General features: G+C 72.6%; 17 protein-coding genes. 7 read left to right on the top strand and 10 right to left on the bottom strand.

Going from position 1 to position 17,465, the window contains the following annotated elements:
* Positions 1 to 90: 90 nt before the first annotated feature.
* From folK to ACIQGQ_RS35635, 5 genes are all read right to left on the bottom strand, one after another.
* Positions 91 to 699, bottom strand: coding sequence for a 2-amino-4-hydroxy-6-hydroxymethyldihydropteridine diphosphokinase (gene folK / locus ACIQGQ_RS35655; RefSeq protein ID WP_402404346.1), 609 nt, complete (start codon positions 697 to 699; stop codon positions 91 to 93).
* Positions 696 to 1,055: a dihydroneopterin aldolase gene (gene folB, locus ACIQGQ_RS35650; protein WP_366298686.1), complete on the bottom strand. Its 360-nt coding sequence runs from the start codon at positions 1,053 to 1,055 to the stop codon at positions 696 to 698. Before folB ends, folK begins: the two co-directional genes overlap by 4 nt.
* Positions 1,056 to 1,326: 271 nt before the next feature.
* Positions 1,327 to 1,809 (bottom strand): nuclear transport factor 2 family protein, encoded by a 483-nt coding sequence (locus ACIQGQ_RS35645; RefSeq protein ID WP_402404342.1) that lies wholly within the window; start codon positions 1,807 to 1,809, stop codon positions 1,327 to 1,329.
* Entirely contained in the window at positions 1,806 to 2,666 is an 861-nt protein-coding gene (folP, locus tag ACIQGQ_RS35640) for a dihydropteroate synthase (protein ID WP_402404339.1), read from the bottom strand. Before folP ends, ACIQGQ_RS35645 begins: the two co-directional genes overlap by 4 nt.
* Positions 2,667 to 2,696: 30 nt before the next feature.
* Complete coding sequence (locus ACIQGQ_RS35635; RefSeq protein WP_402404336.1) at positions 2,697 to 4,538, bottom strand: phosphatidylglycerol lysyltransferase domain-containing protein; 1,842 nt, start codon at positions 4,536 to 4,538, stop codon at positions 2,697 to 2,699.
* Positions 4,539 to 4,676: 138 nt separating this feature from the next.
* On the opposite strand from ACIQGQ_RS35635, the gene ACIQGQ_RS35630 reads away from it, so the two are divergent.
* The gene (locus ACIQGQ_RS35630; RefSeq protein ID WP_402404333.1) at positions 4,677 to 5,798 is read left to right on the top strand and encodes an alpha/beta hydrolase; all 1,122 of its coding nucleotides are present in this window, start codon (positions 4,677 to 4,679) and stop codon (positions 5,796 to 5,798) included.
* A 30-nt stretch (positions 5,799 to 5,828) separates the two neighbouring features.
* Here ACIQGQ_RS35630 and ACIQGQ_RS35625 read toward each other — a convergent pair whose 3' ends face one another.
* Positions 5,829 to 7,001: a betaine/proline/choline family ABC transporter ATP-binding protein gene (locus ACIQGQ_RS35625; protein WP_402404330.1), complete on the bottom strand. Its 1,173-nt coding sequence runs from the start codon at positions 6,999 to 7,001 to the stop codon at positions 5,829 to 5,831.
* Between the two features lie 127 nt (positions 7,002 to 7,128).
* On the opposite strand from ACIQGQ_RS35625, the gene ACIQGQ_RS35620 reads away from it, so the two are divergent.
* The 4 genes from ACIQGQ_RS35620 to ACIQGQ_RS35605 all read left to right on the top strand — a co-directional run bounded on the left by ACIQGQ_RS35620 (position 7,129) and on the right by ACIQGQ_RS35605 (position 10,729).
* Positions 7,129 to 7,839 carry an ABC transporter permease gene (locus tag ACIQGQ_RS35620; RefSeq protein WP_402404327.1) on the top strand — a complete coding sequence of 237 codons (711 nt, stop codon included), beginning with the start codon at positions 7,129 to 7,131 and terminating at the stop codon, positions 7,837 to 7,839.
* 4 nt (positions 7,840 to 7,843) lie between these two features.
* Entirely contained in the window at positions 7,844 to 8,518 is a 675-nt protein-coding gene (locus ACIQGQ_RS35615) for an ABC transporter permease (RefSeq protein ID WP_402404324.1), read from the top strand.
* 91 nt (positions 8,519 to 8,609) lie between these two features.
* The gene (locus ACIQGQ_RS35610) at positions 8,610 to 9,590 is read left to right on the top strand and encodes an ABC transporter substrate-binding protein (RefSeq protein WP_402404322.1); all 981 of its coding nucleotides are present in this window, start codon (positions 8,610 to 8,612) and stop codon (positions 9,588 to 9,590) included.
* 95 nt (positions 9,591 to 9,685) lie between these two features.
* Positions 9,686 to 10,729: a hypothetical protein gene (locus ACIQGQ_RS35605; protein ID WP_402404319.1), complete on the top strand. Its 1,044-nt coding sequence runs from the start codon at positions 9,686 to 9,688 to the stop codon at positions 10,727 to 10,729.
* A gap of 42 nt (positions 10,730 to 10,771) precedes the next feature.
* Here ACIQGQ_RS35605 and ACIQGQ_RS35600 read toward each other — a convergent pair whose 3' ends face one another.
* Positions 10,772 to 11,914, bottom strand: a complete 1,143-nt coding sequence (locus tag ACIQGQ_RS35600; protein ID WP_402404316.1) for an NADH-quinone oxidoreductase subunit D — start codon at positions 11,912 to 11,914, stop codon at positions 10,772 to 10,774.
* Between the two features lie 4 nt (positions 11,915 to 11,918).
* Positions 11,919 to 12,935, bottom strand: coding sequence for an SAM-dependent methyltransferase (locus ACIQGQ_RS35595; RefSeq protein ID WP_402404313.1), 1,017 nt, complete (start codon positions 12,933 to 12,935; stop codon positions 11,919 to 11,921).
* Positions 12,936 to 13,031: 96 nt separating this feature from the next.
* On the opposite strand from ACIQGQ_RS35595, the gene ACIQGQ_RS35590 reads away from it, so the two are divergent.
* Positions 13,032 to 14,231 (top strand): sensor histidine kinase, encoded by a 1,200-nt coding sequence (locus tag ACIQGQ_RS35590; protein WP_402404310.1) that lies wholly within the window; start codon positions 13,032 to 13,034, stop codon positions 14,229 to 14,231.
* A 101-nt stretch (positions 14,232 to 14,332) separates the two neighbouring features.
* Positions 14,333 to 15,007, top strand: coding sequence for a response regulator (locus ACIQGQ_RS35585; RefSeq protein ID WP_402404307.1), 675 nt, complete (start codon positions 14,333 to 14,335; stop codon positions 15,005 to 15,007).
* An 18-nt stretch (positions 15,008 to 15,025) separates the two neighbouring features.
* Here ACIQGQ_RS35585 and ACIQGQ_RS35580 read toward each other — a convergent pair whose 3' ends face one another.
* Positions 15,026 to 16,126, bottom strand: a complete 1,101-nt coding sequence (locus ACIQGQ_RS35580; RefSeq protein WP_402404356.1) for a DUF5937 family protein — start codon at positions 16,124 to 16,126, stop codon at positions 15,026 to 15,028.
* Positions 16,127 to 16,212: 86 nt separating this feature from the next.
* Positions 16,213 to 17,445, bottom strand: coding sequence for a threonine aldolase family protein (locus ACIQGQ_RS35575; RefSeq protein ID WP_402404305.1), 1,233 nt, complete (start codon positions 17,443 to 17,445; stop codon positions 16,213 to 16,215).
* Positions 17,446 to 17,465 lie beyond the last annotated feature (20 nt).

Below are 17,465 nucleotides of genomic sequence, written 5' to 3'. Positions count from 1 at the left end.
ATCCACACCGAACCGGAAGGCCCTCACCTGCTTCAAGATCCCTCAGCCGAGACCTCGCTCACCCGTCCACAACCTCCCGGGACAGAACACCTAGGGCAGCCGGAGTTCCAGATCGGTCCGGGGCAGTACGCCGTCCCGGCCGACCGCGGCCAGCAGCTGGGCCACCGGCCCGGCGCCGGGCAGCTGGGCCTCGGGGTCGACGTCCAGCCAGGGGGCGAGGACGAAGGCCCGCTCGGCGGCCCTGGGGTGCGGGAGGGTGAGCACCGGGTCGTCGGAGACGACGTCCGCGTACGCCACGATGTCGACGTCGATGGTGCGCGGGCCCCAGCGCTCCTCGCGGACCCGGTCGAAGGCCTCCTCGACGGCCTGGCCGCGCTCCAGCAGGGAGGACGGGGGGAGCGTCGTCTTCACGACGATCACCGCGTTGAAGTACGAGGGCTGGGAGCCGGGCTCGACGCCCCAGGGCTCCGTCTCGTACACCGGGGAGACCGCCTTGACGCGGAGGCCGGGGGTGTCCTCCAGGGCGTCTATGGCGCCCTGGAGGGTCTCCAGGCGGTTGCCGAGGTTGGAGCCGAGGGAGATCACGGCCCGCTTCGGGTTGGAGAGGGTGATGTCCGCCGCGTCCACCTGCTCGACCACGGAGGCGGGCACGGGCTGGACGGTCGGGTCGCTCTGCCCTTCGGTGGAAAACGAGGTCATACTCGGCTCCGGGTGATGGTGATGGTGACGTCGTCGAAGGGGACGGTGATCGGCGCGTCCGGCTTGTGCACCACCACCTCCACCTCCTCGACCCCTTCGTGCTTGAGGCACGTGCGGGCGATACGGTCCGCGAGCGTCTCGATCAGGTCGACGGGCTCGCCCCGCACGACCTCGACGACCTCCTCCGCGACGACGCCGTAGTGCACGGTCTTCGTCAGGTCGTCGGAGGCCGCCGCCGGGCGGGTGTCGAGGCCGAGCACCAGGTCGACGATGAACGTCTGGCCCTCCTCCCGCTCCTTGGGGAAGACGCCATGGTGTCCACGGGCCTTGAGGCCGCGCAGCGCGACACGATCCACGCGAATCACTCCTGCTGTCGTTGGTCGTAAGACACGGGGCCGCGTGCGGACGGCGAGGTGCCCACTTTCGAATTTACCTTCGAGCACTGACAGCACTCTCCCGTGGGTACCCGGGAACCGGATTCCACGGGGGCTGGAAGCCGCGTATACCCGCGCTTCCCGGTTCCAACCCCTTTCCGGGGGTACGACCGGCCGGAATCCGGGGCGGAATCGGGGCCGGACCGGGCGGGGAGGCGGGACCGGACGGGTCGGGGAGGAGGGGCCGGACGGGTCAGGAGGAGGACTCTTCGTCCCCTTCTTCACCGGTTTCGGTGAGTACGGGGGAGCCGTGGTGGGACCAGAGCTTCCAGCCGTCCGGTGTGCGCCGGAACACATTGGTGGCCACGACGAGCTGGCCGACCAGCGGGCCGAGCGCGTTGCCGTCCTCGGCGGGTCCGCCGCTGAGGATGTTCTCCGTGCAGGTCACCAGGGCGGTGTCGCCGGTCATCGAGACCCCGACGTCGGTCAGGAAGAACTGGATGTACTCGGTGTTCGCCATGATCAGCGCGTAGCTGCGCAGCACCTCGCCGCGGCCGGTCAGTACCGGCCAGCCCGGGTGGACGCAGGAGACGGTGAGGTCCTCGCCGGGCAGCCAGAGCCCGGAGAGCTCCTCGAAGTCGCCGTGTTCCATCGCCTCGTAGAAGGCGGTGTTGGCCCGCTCGACGGCGGCGATGTCGGCGGCGGCCTCCGCGTGCTCGTCGCGGCCGGTGCTCACGCGGCTCCCTCGACGGCGCGGGCGACCCGGACCGCGTCGGCGGTGGCCCGTACCTCGTGGACCCGGACGGCCCAGGCGCCGGCGTGCGCGGAGAGCGCGGAGACGGCCGCGGTGGCGGCGTCGCGTTCGCGGGCGGGCGGGGGCGCGGCACCCTCGCCCGCCAGTACGTGGCCGAGGAAGCGCTTGCGGGAGGCGGCGACCAGCAGGGGGCGGCCCAAGGCGCGCAGCGCGTCGAGGCGGGCGATCAGGGCGAGGTCGTGGGCGGCCTCCTTGGCGAAGCCGAGGCCGGGGTCGATCACGACGCGTTCCGGGGCGATACCGCCCGCGACCACCGCGTCCATCCGTTCGCGCAGCTCCGCGACGACCTCGGCGACGACGTCCCCGTAGACCGCGCGGCTGTTCATGGACTCGCTGAAGCCGCGCCAGTGCATCACGACGAACGGGGCGCCGGACGCGGCGACGACCGGGATCATGTCGGGGTCGGCGAGGCCGCCGCTCACGTCGTTGACCAGGGTGGCGCCCGCCGTGACGGCCTGCTCGGCGACCCGGGCCCGCATGGTGTCGACGGAGACCGTGACCCCCTCGGCGGCCAGCCCCCGGACCACCGGGACCACCCGCCGCAGCTCCTCCTCGGCGTCCACCCGGGTGGCGCCGGGGCGGGTCGACTCGCCGCCGACGTCGATCAGGTCGGCGCCCTGGGCGACCAGGTCGAGGCCGTGTTTGACCGCGGCCGTGGTGTCGAACCAGCGGCCCCCGTCGGAGAAGGAGTCCGGGGTCACGTTCACGACACCCATGACCGCGCAGCGGTCCCACTCCGGCAGGCCCTGGACCGTGCCTCGTCCACGCAACGTACTCATGTGTCCAGCGTAGGCCCGTGCGGGACGGGGCTACGCCGCGTGCGCCCGGTGCTCCGGGCCCGCGGCCGGGGCGTGGGCGCAGGGGCGGGGGCCGGGGTCCGGGAAGCGGCGGGCGAAGGGGCGGGGGAGGGAGAAGCTGACGAAGCCCTCCGCCTGCATGGCGGCGAAGGAGATCCGGGGGAGGTCCCCGGCGTTGCGGTAGACGACGAAGCGGGGTTCCCAGCGGGGCCGGAACTTGGCGTTGAACTTGTACAGCGACTCGATCTGGAACCAGCGGGAGAGGAAGATCAGCAGCCCGCGCCAGGTCCGCAGCACCGGCCCGGCGCCCAGCTTCTCGCCGCGGGCGAGGGCCGAGCGGAACATGGCGAAGTTCAGCGAGACGCGCTCGACGGCCAGGCCGGGGGCGGCCTGGAGGGCGGCGACGATCAGCAGCTCGTTCATGCCGGGGTCGGCGGCGCGGTCGCGGCGCATCAGGTCGAGGGACATGCCGTCGGTGCCCCAAGGGACGAAGTGGAGTACGGCCTTCAGGTCGCCGTACGGGGAGTCCGTGCCGGGCTCGTCGGCCTTGTGGGCGGTGGCGACGACGCAGTCGCCGTCGGCCGCGTCGCCGAGCCGGCCGAGCGCCATGGAGAAGCCGCGCTCGTGGTCGGTGCCGCGCCAGTCGTCGGCGGCGCGGCGGATGCGGGCGAGCTCGTCCTCGCCGATGTCGCGGACGCGGCGGACGCAGGTCTCGTAGCCGAGGCGTTCAATGCGCTTCACCATCTGGCGTACGTTGCGCATCGGGCGCCCGGCGAGCGAGAAATCCGCGACGTCCACCACCGCCTCGTCGCCGAGCTCCAGGGCGTCGAGCCCGGTCTCGCGGGTCCAGACCTCGCCGCCGGTCTCGCTGCACCCCATCACGGCGGGGGTCCAGGAGTGGGCCCGGGCCTCGTCCATGAAGCGCTCGATGGCGCCGGGCCAGGCCTCGACGTCGCCGATCGGGTCGCCGCTGGCGAGCATCACCCCGGACACCACGCGGTAGCAGACGGCGGCCTTGCCGCTGGGGGAGAAGACGACGCCCTTGTCGCGGCGGAGGGCGAAGTGGCCGAGCGAGTCGCGGCCGCCGTGCTTCTCCAGGAGGGCGCGGAGCCGGACCTCGTCTTCCTCGGTGAGCCGGGCGGCCGGGTGCTCGGGGCGGAAGGCGAAGTAGACGGTGGTGACGGCGGTCAGCAGGCCGAGGGCGCCGAGGGAGTAGCCCACGGTCCAGGAGGTGTCGCCGGTGTACCGGACGGGGCCCTCGATGCCGAGCATCCCGTACAGGGCGTGCTGGAGCCGGTCGGCGATGCTGGGGTCGCCCACCACCCGGCCGGGGTGCGCGCTGACGACGGCGACGCCCAGGGCGAGCGAACCCGCGCCGAGGAGGACGAAGTTGGCCAGCGCGCGCCAGCGGCTGCGGGGGTCGGGGAGGGCGGAGAACTCGCCCCGGTGACGGACCAGCAGCATGCACAGCGCCAGCGAGACCAGGGCGCCGACGACCGAGTGACGGTACGTGAACTGCGCCAGGGCGCCGGCCGGGAGCAGCAGGACGGCGGCCCGCCAGGCCCGCCGCTTGCGCCGCTTGAGGCCGTGGGCGAGGAGCAGGAGGAGGACGCCGGCGCTCAGCGAGAGCGCGGCGGCGAACGGGCCGAGGGCGCCGGGGAGCACCTCGGCGAGGGTGTGCATCCGGCTGTGCCGGAAGCGGGGGAAGACGCCCGCGGCGACGTCGATCAGGCCGACGACGGTGCAGGCGGTACCCACGAGGCCCGGTACCGTTTCGGGGCGGGGGCCTCGTACGAACTTGCTTACGGGACTCGGAACCGATCCCGATTTATCCCCATCTAGCGTGACAGACATCGCTTCCCGTGGTTCCGCGAGAGAATCTTGAGTCCTTCGGACATATGCCTCAGGACGATGTGCGATCTGTAGGACGAGGCTTCCGCGCCGCGGGTTCACCGCCGCACGGAAAATTCCAGAGAAGAAAGCTCACCATCCATGGGTCTTACCAGTAAGACGCTTCTGGTTCTGGCCATCGCGCTGGCCGTGGTGTTCTTCGCCGCCACGATCTGGCTCTGGCCCCGGCTGTCCCGTCGCAGCGTGCCCGCGGTGTCCGGCCGGATCGGCCTGCTGCTGGCAACCCAGGTGACCATCTTCGTCACGGTGGCCCTGGTGGCGAACAACTCCTTCCTCTTCTACGGGTCGTGGGCCGATCTGTTCGGCCGGAAGCAGGACCTGGGCGTGGTCACCGACCACGCGGCGGCCACCCTGGCCTCGAAGAACATCGTCCGGGTCGGGGAGCAGCGGCCGCAGGTGCCGGGCGCGCCGCGCCCGGAGGTGAGCGGCCGGATCGACAAGGTCGTGGTCGCGGGCAAGCGGTCGGGGATCGAGAGCTCGGCGTACGTGTACCTGCCGCCGGAGTACTTCCAGCCGGCCTTCTCGCGTCGGAAGTTCCCCGCGGTCGAGGTGCTGACGGGCTATCCGGGGGTCGCGGAGAACCTCCTCAAGGGGCTCGACTATCCGCGGACCGCACACGAACGGGTGAAAGCCGGACGGTCCCAGCCGATGATCCTGGTGATGCTGCGGCCGACGGTCGCGCCGCCCCGGGACACCGAGTGCGTGGACATCGAGGGCGGGCCGCAGACCGAGACCTTCCTGGCCGAGGACGTGCCGCAGGCGGTCTCCGAGTCGTACCGGGTCGGGAAGCTCGCCCGGAACTGGGGCATCATCGGCAATTCGACCGGTGGCTACTGCGCGCTGAAGATCGGACTGCACCACCCGGACCGGTTCATCGCGAGCGCCGGACTCTCCGCCTACTACAAGGCGGCCGAGGACCCGACGACCGGTGACCTCTTCCAGGGCGACCAGGACGCGCGGAACCGGGCGGACCTGATGTGGACGCTGGACAACATGCCGCAGCCCGACTCGTCCTTCCTGGTCACCACCTCCAGGCACGGCGAGGGCAACTACAACACCACGCGGCAGTTCATCTCCAAGGTGAAGGCGCCCGCCCAGGTGTCCTCGATCGTGCTGGACAGCGGCGGGCACAACTTCAACACCTGGCGGCGGGAGATTCCCTCGGCGCTGGACTGGCTGAGCAGCCGCCTCAGCGAGAACTGACGGTCGTCCGTCCCGGGGGCGGCGCCCGGCTCAGCGCGTGGCGCGCTCCACGGTCTCGACCGTCACCTCGGCCCGCGGGAGGTCCTGGGCGTCCGCGTCGATCGAGCGGCGCAGGGCCTCGTGCAGCCGGGCGGGGGTGAGTACGCCGAGGAAGCGGCCGGTGCCCTGCGCGTCGATGACGGCGATCCAGCCGGCGTCGTGCTGGAGCATGGTGGAGAACGCCTGCTTGAGCGGGGCGCCGAGCGGGAGCCACGCCTCCATCCGGCGGGCGTGCGCGCGTACGGTCTCGGCGGCGGACCCGGCGGCGTCGGCCGGGAGCCAGCCGTGCAGCTGGTCCTCGCCGTCCAGGACGACGGCCCAGCGCGCGCCCTCGGCGCGGAGCCGTCCGGTGGCCCGGGCCAGGGGGTCGTCGAGGTGGACGACCGGGGGCTGGTCGAGGTCGCTCTCCTCTACGGGGGTGACGGAGAGCCGCTTGAGGCCGCGGTCGGCGCCGACGAAGTCCGCGACGTACCGGGTGGCGGGGGCGCCGAGCACGGTGGCGGGGGTGTCGAACTGCTCGATGGAGCCCTGTCCGTAGACGGCGATCCGGTCGCCGAGCCGGACGGCTTCCTCGATGTCGTGGGTGACGAACAGGACGGTTTTGCGGACCTGTTCCTGGAGTTTCAGGAATTCGTTCTGGAGCCGTTCCCGGACGACCGGGTCGACCGCGCCGAAAGGCTCGTCCATCAGCAGGACCGGCGGGTCGGCGGCCAGCGCCCTTGCCACACCGACGCGTTGGCGCTGACCTCCGGAAAGCTGTTCCGGATAGCGGTCGCCATAAACGGAAGGGTCGAGTCCGACCAGGTCGAGGAGTTCGGCAGCGCGCTGCCGCCCCTTTCCCTTTTTCCAGCCCAGGAGATGCGGGACGGTCGCGGTGTTCTCCAGGACCGTGCGGTGCGGGAAGAGCCCCACCTGCTGGATCACATATCCGATACGGCGGCGGAGTGCCACGGGGTCGATGGTGGATATGTCGTCCCCGTCGACGAATATCCGGCCCTCGGTCGGTTCGGTCAGCCGGTTCACCATCTTCATGGTCGTCGTCTTGCCGCAGCCGGACGGTCCGACGAGCGTGACCAGTTCACCCTCGGCGACCTCGAAGGAAAGGTCGTCGACGGCGGTGGTGCCGTCCGCGTACCGCTTGGTGACGTGCTCGAAACGGATCATGGTTCCCCATTGTGGCGCGAGTTCTGTGAAGGGCGTGTTGCTGAAATACAACGGTCCCGGCGATTGTCAGTGGCCGAGGATAGGGTCACGGACACGCGTACGAAGTGCCGACGGGAGGTGGGGGCGGATGGCCGCGGGGGAGAACTGCCTGGTGGCGAACGACTGGATCTGCGGGGAGTATCTCCGTTCCCGCAGCCAGGAGTTGACCGACGCGACGGTCCAGCACATCTGGATCACCGCGGTCTCGGTGGTGATCGGGCTTCTGGTGGCCTTTCCGCTGGCGCTGCTGGCGCGGCGCGGCCGGCGGTTCGCCGCCCCGGTGCTCGGGCTGACGACGGTGCTCTACACGATCCCCTCGCTCGCCCTCTTCTCGCTGCTGCTGCCCCTCTTCGGGCTCTCCGCCGCCCTGGTGGTCACCGGCCTCGTGCTCTACTCGCTGACCGTCCTCGTACGGAACATCCTGGCGGGCCTCGAAGCCGTTCCTCCGGAGGCGAAGGAGGCGGCGAGAGGGATGGGCTACGGGCCGGTGCGGCTGCTGTGGGAGGTCGAACTGCCCCTGGCGATGCCCGCGTTGATGGCCGGGGTGCGGATCGCCACGGTCTCCACGATCGCGCTGACGACGGTCGGTTCGATCGTCGGCAGGGGCGGTCTGGGCAACCTCATCGGGGACGCGCTGCCCAGCTTCTTCAAGGCCCAGGTGCTCACCGCCTCGGTGCTGTGCGTGCTGCTGGCGGTCGTCGCGGACCTGCTGCTGCTCGGCGTGCAGCGGCTGCTGACGCCCTGGACCCGGATACGTACCGCCCCCGCGGCGGCGGACCCGGCGGCGAAGGCGGTCTGAATCCATGGGAGTCATGAGCGGGGCCTGGACGTGGCTCACCACCGGGGCCAACTGGTCGGGGGAGAGCGGCGTGGCCCACCGGCTCGCCGAGCACCTGTACGTGAGCGGAGTGGCGCTCGCCCTGGCGTGCGCGGTCGCGCTGCCCGTCGGCCTGTACCTGGGGCACCTCGGGAAGGGCGGCGCGCTGGCGGTCAACATCTCCAACGTGGGGCGGGCGGTCCCGGTCTTCGCCGTGCTGGCCCTCTTCATGGTCTCGCCGCTGCGCAACGCCGGCTATGTGCCGACGGTCGTCGCGCTGGTGCTGTTCGCGGTGCCGCCGCTGCTGACCAACGCCTACGTCGGGATGACGGAGGTCGACCGGTCGGTGACGGAGGCCGCGCGCGGCATGGGCATGACCGGGCGTCAGCTCTTCCTCCGGGTCGAGCTGCCGCTGGCCCACCCGATGGTGATGACCGGGCTGCGGTCGGCCGCCGTCCAGGTGGTCGCCACGGCCACGATCGCCGCGATGGTCGGCCAGGGCGGCCTCGGCCGGATCATCACCGCCGGCTTCAACACCTACAACACCCCGCAGGTGGTGGCGGGGGCGGTGCTGGTCGCCGCGCTCGCGCTGCTGGTGGAGGGCGTGCTGGTCGGCCTGGACCGGCTGCTCTCGCCGCTGGGCCGCCGCCGGGCGGCATGACGCCGTCCGTACGCGCGCGGGCGCGGCGGCCGCCCGCTCCCCTTTCCTGCGGGTCCCTGATCACCCTGTTGCTGTGGACGGAGAACAACACATGAGCAAGTCCTCGCGCATAGCCGGCGCGGTCATCGGCATGGCCGCGCTGGCCGGTTCGCTCGCCGCCTGCGGCGGCGACAGCCTGGAGAAGGAGAAGGGCGGCCCGGCCGCCGCGGAGTCCGGCTCCGGGAAGAAGGGCTCGCTGGTCGTCGGCGCCGCCTCCTTCACCGAGTCCAAGGTCCTCGCGGAGCTGTACGCGCAGATCCTGGCCGACGCCGGGTACCGCACCTCCGTCACCACCGTGGCCAACCGGGAGCTGTACGAGCCGTCCCTGGAGAAGGGCGAGATCGACGTCGTACCCGAATACGCGGCGACGATCGCCGAATTCCTCAACGCCAAGGTGAACGGCGCGGAGAAGGCCGCGAAGGCACCGGTCGCCTCGGGCGACACGGCGGCCACGGTCGCCGCCCTGGAGAAGCTCGCCGCCCCGCGCGGACTGAAGGTCCTCCCGGCCGGTGCGGCGGTCGACCAGAACGCCTTCGCGGTGACCAAGGAATTCGCCGCGAAGAACAAGATCAAAAACCTTTCCGACCTCGGCCGCTCGAAGGTCCCGGTGAAGATCGCGGCGGGCGACGAGTGCGAGGTGCGGCCCTTCTGCGCACCGGGTCTGAAGAAGACGTACGGCATCGACGTCACCGGAATCGACCCCAAGGGAGTCGGTACTCCGCAGTCCAAGCAGGCGGTCAAGGACGGCAAGGACCAACTGGTCCTCACCACCACCACGGACGCCGTGCTGGACGCTTACGACCTGGTGTTCCTGGAGGACGACAAGAAGCTCCAGAACGCCGACAACGTCCTGCCGGTCGTCAACGCGAAGGACGCCGGCTCCCCCGAGATCGCCGAAGCCCTCGGCAGGCTCACCAAGGCCCTCACCACCGATGATCTCGCGGAACTGAACCGCAAGGTCGACGCCGAGCGGGCAAAGCCCGCCGATGTCGCCGGGGACTATCTCCGCACGAAGGGACTCGTCGAGAAGTAGGAAACGGAGGGAAAAGGGGGCCGTCAGGTAACCGGGAGGGAACAGATTGACGGGCGGCCCCCCAAGTGCCCCGCACACACGGTAAATTTCAGGCCATGCCACGTGGACGTCATCGCCATTCGCCACCTCTGCACAGAATCCTTCCGCCGTCGGCGGTCGCCGGAGTATCGGTCGTCTGTGCCGCGGGCTCCTGGCTGCTGGCCGAGCCCCTGGTCCTGCGCGGGCTGGTGGCCGTCACGGCGGTGGCCGCCGCGACCGGCGCGTACCTGATGCGCAGCTGGGACCGGGACGCCGGCCGCCGCGTCGCCGAGCTGGCCCGGGCCCGGGCGGGCGACGAGTGGCGCGCCGAGGAGCGGACGGCCGAGCTGGAGTCCGACCTGGAGGAGGCGCGGGAGCTGCGCGCCCGGCTGGAGACGAAGCTGCGCCGCAAGCGCGTGGAGCTCGCCAACCTGCGCGGGGAGCACGCCGCGCTGCTGCGCCGGTACGCCAACGCCGAGACCGGCCGGGCCAGTGCCCTGGAGGGGCGCAGGCAGCTCGCGCTGGAGGCCGCCACGGCCCCCCGTGAACTGGCTGCCACGGCCCCCCGCGAGCTGGCCGCCGCGTCCTCCACGCCGACGCCGGGCGCCTATCTGCGGGCCGCCCAGGCGCTCCAGGACCTCTCCCGCAACGCCGCGCTCCAGGAAGCCCGCCGCACCGCCGAGCAGGCCCGCCGGAACGAGGTCGTCCGGCGCCCGGCCGCCGCGCCCGCCCCGGCCGCGCCGCCCGCCGCCGAGGAGGACCGCACCGCCGCGCGCCATCTGCGTCCCCCGGCCCCGCTGCCCCCGGCCCGGCAGTCCGTCGCGCTCCCCCCGGCCCGCCCCGCGTCGCCCGCCTCGGCCGTCGCCCCGTACACGCCGCCGCGCCGCCAGCCGGTGCCGCAGGGCAGCTTCGACTTCTTCGGCACGCAGACGCAGAAGGCGAGCGCCGCGATCGAGTCCGTGCAGGACGAGGACCTGGCCGACGTGGTGGGCGAGGAGGCGCTGGCCGCGCACCGCACGGACCGCGCCGCCAAAGGAGCCGTCGGCAAGGTCATCGACCTGACCGCGCACGACGAGACCGAGCAGCTCGACGTCGTGGAGCTGCGCAGCGCGATCTCGTAGCCGGACGCGCGCGCCGGGCGTTCGTGCCGGGCGCGCGCGGCGCTACTTGTCGATGTCGCCGACGACGAAGAAGAGCGAGCCCAGGATCGCCACCATGTCGGCGACCAGCGTGCCCGGCAGCAGCTCGGTGAGCGCCTGGATGTTGTTGTACGAGGCGGAGCGGAGCTTCAGCCGGTACGGGGTCTTCTCGCCCTTGGAGACCAGGTAGTAGCCGTTGATGCCGAGCGGGTTCTCGGTCCAGGCGTAGGTGTGGCCCTCGGGGGCCTTCAGTACCTTGGGCAGCCGCTGGTTGACCGGGCCGGGCGCCAGTTCGGTCAGCCGGTCCAGGCAGGCGTCCGCGAGGTCCAGCGCGTTGTGCGTCTGCTCCAGCAGGCACTCGAAGCGGGCCAGGCAGTCGCCCTCGGTCCGGGTGACGACCTTCAACGTGTCCCGGAGCTCCCCGTACGCCAGGTACGGCTCGTCGCGCCGCAGGTCGAAGTCGACGCCCGAGGCGCGGGCGATCGGCCCGGACACCCCGTACGCGTGCACCGCGTCGGCCGCGAGCACGCCCACGCCGCGGGTGCGGCCCCGGAAGATCTCGTTGCCGAGCACCAGGTCGTCGTAGACGCCCATCCGGGAGCGGACCGAGGCGACGGCGTCCCGGACCCGGCCGGTCCAGCCCGCCGGGAGGTCCTCCTTGAGGCCGCCGACCCGGTTGAACATGTAGTGCATCCGGCCGCCGGAGATCTCCTCCATCACGCCCTGGAGCTCCTCGCGCTCCCGGAAGGCGTAGAAGACCGGGGTGATCCCGCCCAGCTCCAGCGGGTAGGAGCCGAGGAACATCAGATGGTTCAGCACCCGGTTCAGCTCGGCGAGGAGCGTACGGGTCCAGACCGCGCGCTCGGGGACCTCCATGCCGAGCATCCGCTCCACGGCCATCACGACGCCCAGCTCGTTGGAGAACGCCGACAGCCAGTCGTGGCGGTTGGCGAGCATCACGATCTGCCGGTAGTCGCGCGCCTCGAACAGCTTCTCCGCGCCGCGGTGCATGTAGCCGACGACCGGCTCCGCGCTCAGCACCCGCTCGCCGTCCAGCACGATCCGCAGCCGGAGCACACCGTGCGTGGAGGGGTGCTGCGGACCGATGTTGAGCACCATGTCCGTGCTCTCCGCCGCGCCGCCGATGCCGACCGTCGTCTCCGTCATGCGGTCAGTATTGCGTGAACGCGCCGGGGCCGGGCCCCGGACCCCCGCGCTGCACCAGCCAGCCGAAGTCGCCGAGGCCGCCCCGGGCCGTCAGCTCCGCCGCCTCGCCCGCCGAGGCCAGCGCCCGTACGTAACCGGCCGGGTCGGACGAGGCCAGCGCCAGCGGCGGACGCCCGCCGCGCACCCCGAGGCGGTGCAGCGCCTCGCGCTGGGTCAGCAGCTCGGGCTCCGTACCGGCCACCGCCGCACCCGCCGCCGCGCAGGCGTCCAGCGCCACGTGCGAGGTGAGGTCGCAGCTCCCGTCCGGCACCGGCGCCACCTCACGGCCCGCCCGGAAGCCGGTCAGGGTGCCGAAGGGGGGCCGCGCCGCCCGTTCGTGGGCGTAGTCCACCGCCACCGCGAGCCCCCCGGTCAGCGTGGCCACCGCCCGCGCCCAGGCGTCGTCCCGGGGGCGGCCGATCTCCGCCCGGCTCCCCGGCCCGGCCGAGGGCCACCAGCGGCGCAGCCATGCCGCGTCCGCGCCGGTCACCGGCGCCCCCGGCCGCTGGGCCCCGTCCCGCGTGCGGACCTGGACGTACCGGTCGACGCCGTCCCCGCCGGTCTCGGCGACCGGGACCGGGACGTTGTCCAGCCACTCGTTGGCGAACAGCAACCCGTACGTGCGGGACGGCAGCCGGGAGCTCCACCCGATCCGGGGATCGAGGCCGGGCGGCCGGTCCGCCAGCTCCACCGCCCGGGCCCGTACCGTCAGCCCCTCGCCGCCCTCGGCGGGCAGCGCGGCCAGCACCCCCGTCAACAGCTCGCCCCGGCCCGCCCCCAGATCCACCAGATCGACCCGGTCGGTGCCCAGCCCCTGGGCCGTCGCGACCAGCAGCCGGGCCACGGCGGCGGCGAAGAGCGCGGAGGCGTGCACCGAGGTACGGAAGTGGCCCGCGGGCCCTTCGGGGCTCCGGTAGAACCCCTCGTCCCCGTAGAGCGCGGCCTCGGCCGCCTCCTGCCACCCACGCCACTCGTCCGTCACGGAGCCAAGTCTCCACCTTGGGGAGTACGGCCCCGGAAGCCGGATCGGCCCTTCGGCTGACCCACCTGCCCCGTGCCTTTCCCTACGCTGGGTCACGTGCAGCGTCTCTACGACTTCCTTCGCAGACACCCGACGGGCGTCGACGTCTTCTGGGCCGTCGCCCTCCTCGGGCTCTCGGGGCTGTCCATGGTGGGGGTCGGGGCGACCGCGCGGCACCGCGTCGCCGCCGTCCTGGTCGTGATCGGCTACTGCACGGTCGTGGCGCTGCGCAGGCTGGCGCCGGAGAAGATGCTGCTGCTCGCCATCGCGATGGGACTGGCGCAGCTGGTCACCGGGGTGGAGCCCGGTGTCATGAACTTCGCGATGCTGGTCATCGTCTTCACCGTGGCCACGGTCGGGCAGCGCTGGGCGTCCCGGCTGGCACTGGTGTGCAGTCTGGCCGCGGCGACCCTGTCCAAGATGCGCTGGCCGGGGGAGGTGCCGCGGGTCAACTGGGCCGAAGAGGTCTTCATCGTCGTCGTGCTGACGGTGCCGTTCGTGCTCGCCTGGGTGCTCGGCGACTCGATGCGGACCCGGCGGGCCTACTTCCGCCAGCTGGAGGAGCGGGCGGCCCGGCTGGAGCGGGAGCGCGAGGCGCAGTCGAAGGTCGCGGTGGCGGCGGAGCGGGCCCGGATCGCCCGGGAGCTGCACGACGTGGTCGCGCACAACGTGTCGGTGATGGTGGTGCAGGCCGACGGCGCCGCCTATGTCATGGACGCGGCGCCGGACCAGGCCAAGCAGGCCCTGGAGACCATCTCCAGCACCGGCCGCCAGGCGCTCGCCGAGATGCGCCGGCTGCTCGGGGTGCTGCGCACGGGCGACGCGCAGGAGAGCGGGGAGTACGTCCCGCAGCCCGACGTGGAGCAGATCCAGGAGCTGATCGAGCAGGTCCGGCAGACCGGCCTGGCGGTCGACTTCAAGGTCGAGGGCACCCCGCGCCCGCTGCCCAGCGGGGTCGAGCTGACCGCGTACCGGATCGTGCAGGAGGCCCTGACCAACACCCGCAAGCACGGCGGCCCGGACGCCGGGGCCAGTGTGCGGCTGCTCTACTTCGACGACGGCCTCGGGCTGCTGGTCGAGGACGACGGGCGGGGCGCGGCGCACGAGCTGTACGAGGACGGCGGCGCGGACGGCGCGGGGCACGGGATGATCGGTATGCGGGAGCGGGTCGGGATGGTCGGTGGCACGCTGGACGCCGGGCCGCGCCCCGGCGGCGGCTTCCGGATCAGCGCGCTGCTGCCGCTCAAACAGACCTGACGCCCGGCGCGTACGGCCGCGTGCGTCCGCACACCGGCATCTGAACAGCACCCATCAGCACCCATCAGCACCTTCGGACAACAGGAGACAGGACCCCCCTCATGGCGATCCGTGTGATGCTCGTCGACGACCAGGTGCTCCTGCGCACCGGCTTCCGGATGGTGCTCGCCGCCCAGCCGGACATGGAGGTCGTGGCCGAGGCGGGCGACGGCGCGGAGGCGATCGAGGCGCTCCGCTCCACCGAGGTCGACGTGGTGCTGATGGACGTACGGATGCCCCGGCTGGACGGGGTCGAGGCGACCCGGCGGATCTGCGAGCGGCCGGACGCGCCGAAGGTGCTGATCCTGACCACCTTCGACCTCGACGAGTACGCCTTCTCCGGGCTGAAGGCCGGGGCCAGCGGCTTCATGCTCAAGGACGTGCCGCCCGCCGAGCTGCTCGCCGCGATCCGCTCCGTGCACAGCGGGGACGCGGTCGTCGCCCCGTCGACCACCCGCCGGCTGCTCGACCGCTTCTCCCCGATGCTGCCGAGCCGCTCGGACGAGCCGCAGCACAAGGACATCGCCCGGCTCACCGAGCGTGAGCGCGAGGTGATGCTGCTGGTCGCCCAGGGCCTGTCCAACGGTGAGATCGCGGGGCGCCTGGTGCTCTCCGAGGCGACGGTGAAGACGCACGTGGGCCGCATCCTCACCAAGCTGGAACTGCGCGACCGGGTGCAGGTCGTGGTCCTCGCGTACGAGACGGGGCTGGTCCGGGCCGGGGGCGGTCCGCACTGACCCGGGCCGGGGCCGGGCTCAGCGCAGGATGCCCTCCAGGAAGTCGCTGCCCAGCCGGGCCACCGAGGTCAGGTCCAGCTGGTGCAGTACGTACCGGCCGCGCCGCCGGGTGGTGACCAGGCCCGCCCGCTTCAGCACCGCCAGGTGCCGGGAGACCTCGGGCGCGGTTATGCCGTGGGTGTCGGCGAGCTGGCCGGTGGTGTGGGCGGAGCGGGCGAGGTGGCGGCAGAGCCGCATCCGCATCGGGTGGGCCAGTGCCTCCATGCGCAGCTGGAGCAGTTCGACGGAGGCGGGGGAGGGCAGCTCCGGCCGGTGCACCGGGTAGTGGATCACCGGGCGCCACCCCGGCGCGTGCAGCAGGTTCAGGTGCGGCCAGCCGAAGGTGGACGGGATGAGGGTGAGCCCGGGGCCGACCGCGCTGGTGCGGCCCTCGTTCAGCTTGTCGGCGCTGATCAGGGTGGACGCCTCGTCGACGCTGAGCGCGCTGGAGACCGCGGCCATCGCCTCGCCGATCCCTCTGCGGCGCAGCAGGTCGGTCTTGTGCCGGGCGTCGGCGACCAGCTGGACCCGGACGCGCTGCCAGGTGTCCGCGAAGAACGCCCGGTCGCAGTCCTCGAACAGCCGCCGCACCCAGCGGCGCACCGGCGCCGGGTCGGCCAGCAGCCGCCGGGTGAACTCCACCTGCCGGGGCCCGTGCACCGCGGCCATCTCCAGGGCGCGGGCGTGCATCATCGCGTTGCCGAGCGGGGAGGGCGCGCCGAGCCCGTAGAGCCCGGTGCAGGTGAACTCCAGGGCGGCGGCGGCGAACCGTTCGTCGTCCAGCCGGTCGAGGATGTCGAGGTCGTCGGCGAGGGTCGCGCCCGTCGGGACGGCGCCGTCCCGGATGCCGGCGAACGGCAGGAAGATGTCCGAGAAGGTGTGGCGCCACAGGAAGTCGGCCTCGTGGAGCCGGTCGGCGAGGTCCGGGTCGAGCGCGCTGGCGGTCGCCGTCGCCCAGCCGTGCAGCCCCGGGTGGTGGCCCGGCTCGGAGAGCGCGTGCAGGGCCAGCCCCAGCTCGGCGAGGGGGGAGGTCTCGAAGACGATCCGTTCGGGGGCGAGCCCGGCGATGTCGATGTGCACACTCACCCCTCCATGGTGCGGGGTGCGGGCCGGAGTCACCGCGTCGTTTGACGGCCGCCGTCAAACGACGCGGTGACTCCGGGGCGTCAGCGGGCGGTGGTGGCCCCGTCCACCCGCTCCATGAACGCCCGGACCGCTTCCCGTACGTCGGCGGCGGTCCACTCCAGCCCCTCGCGCCCCACCGTCATCTCGGTGAACGCGGTTCCGGGCGGTCCGGCGGACGCGGGGAACCAGCGGCGGAAGAGGCACACGCCCGTCTCCTCCGCCTGCCGCACCGCCGCCTCGCTCAGGACGTCCGCCGGGTACGGCAGCCACACCTGGAACTGGTGCGTGTGCGGCGGCTCCGGCTGCACCCGGAACCAGCCGGCGCCCGCCTCCGCGAAGCCCTCGGCCAGCGCCCCGGCGACCACCTTCGCCTGTGCCACGTACGAGGGCAGCCGCGGCAGCTCCCGGTCCAGGCCCATCAGGGCGGTGATCGCGGCGGGGAACTGGTGGAAGAGCTGGCCGCCGTACCGGTGGCGCCAGACGCGGGCCTCGTCGATCAGGGTGCGGGGACCGGCCAGAGCGGCCCCGGAGAGGCCGCCGAGGGTCTTGTAGAACGACACGTACACGCTGTCCGCGAGCGCCGCGATCTCCGGCAGCTCCCGGCCGAAGTGCGGGGCGCACTCCCAGAGCCGGGCGCCGTCGAAGTGGACCACCGCGTCCCGTTCCCGCGCGGCCTCCACCACGTCCTGGAGCTCCTGCCAGGTCGGCAGCACGAACCCGGCGTCGCGCAGCGGCAGCTCCAGCATCAGCGTGCCGAACGGCTCGTCGAAGTCGCGGATCTCCGACGCCGTGGGCAGCCGGGGTTCGTTCGTCGGATGCACCGTGCGCAGCCCGCTCACCGCCCCCAGCGCCCCGCGCTCGTGCACCTCGGGGTGGCCCAGCGGGTGCAGCGCGACCGTGCTGTTGCCGGTCCGCCCGGCCCAGCACCGCAGCGCGACCTGCTGCGCCATCGTCCCGGTCGGGAAGAACGCGGCGGCCTCCATGCCCAGCAGCCCCGCGACCCGCTCCTCCAGCTCGGCGACGACCCCGTCGCCGTAGATGTCCGTGGGGCGGCCGAGGTCGGTGACCGAGTCGGCCCCGGCCGCCAGGTCGGCCAGCCGCTCGCGGAGCGGGAGTTCCATGGGCGTCCTGTTCAGGACGCGTCCGGCCGCGCGCCAGGCGGCGATCCTGCGCAGCCGCTGGGCGTCCTGCGTGCCGTGCTCGACCGGTGCGTCCGCCGGCTGCTCCCCCGTGCCGTCCAACAGATGTTCCTCCGTGCCTGTGATGTCTGTCATGGGACGATCATCACGCAGCG

It is taken from the genome of Streptomyces sp. NPDC092952, assembly GCF_044754785.1.
GTDB lineage: Bacteria > Actinomycetota > Actinomycetes > Streptomycetales > Streptomycetaceae > Streptomyces.
This window is presented reverse-complemented; position numbering and strand designations above follow the sequence as displayed.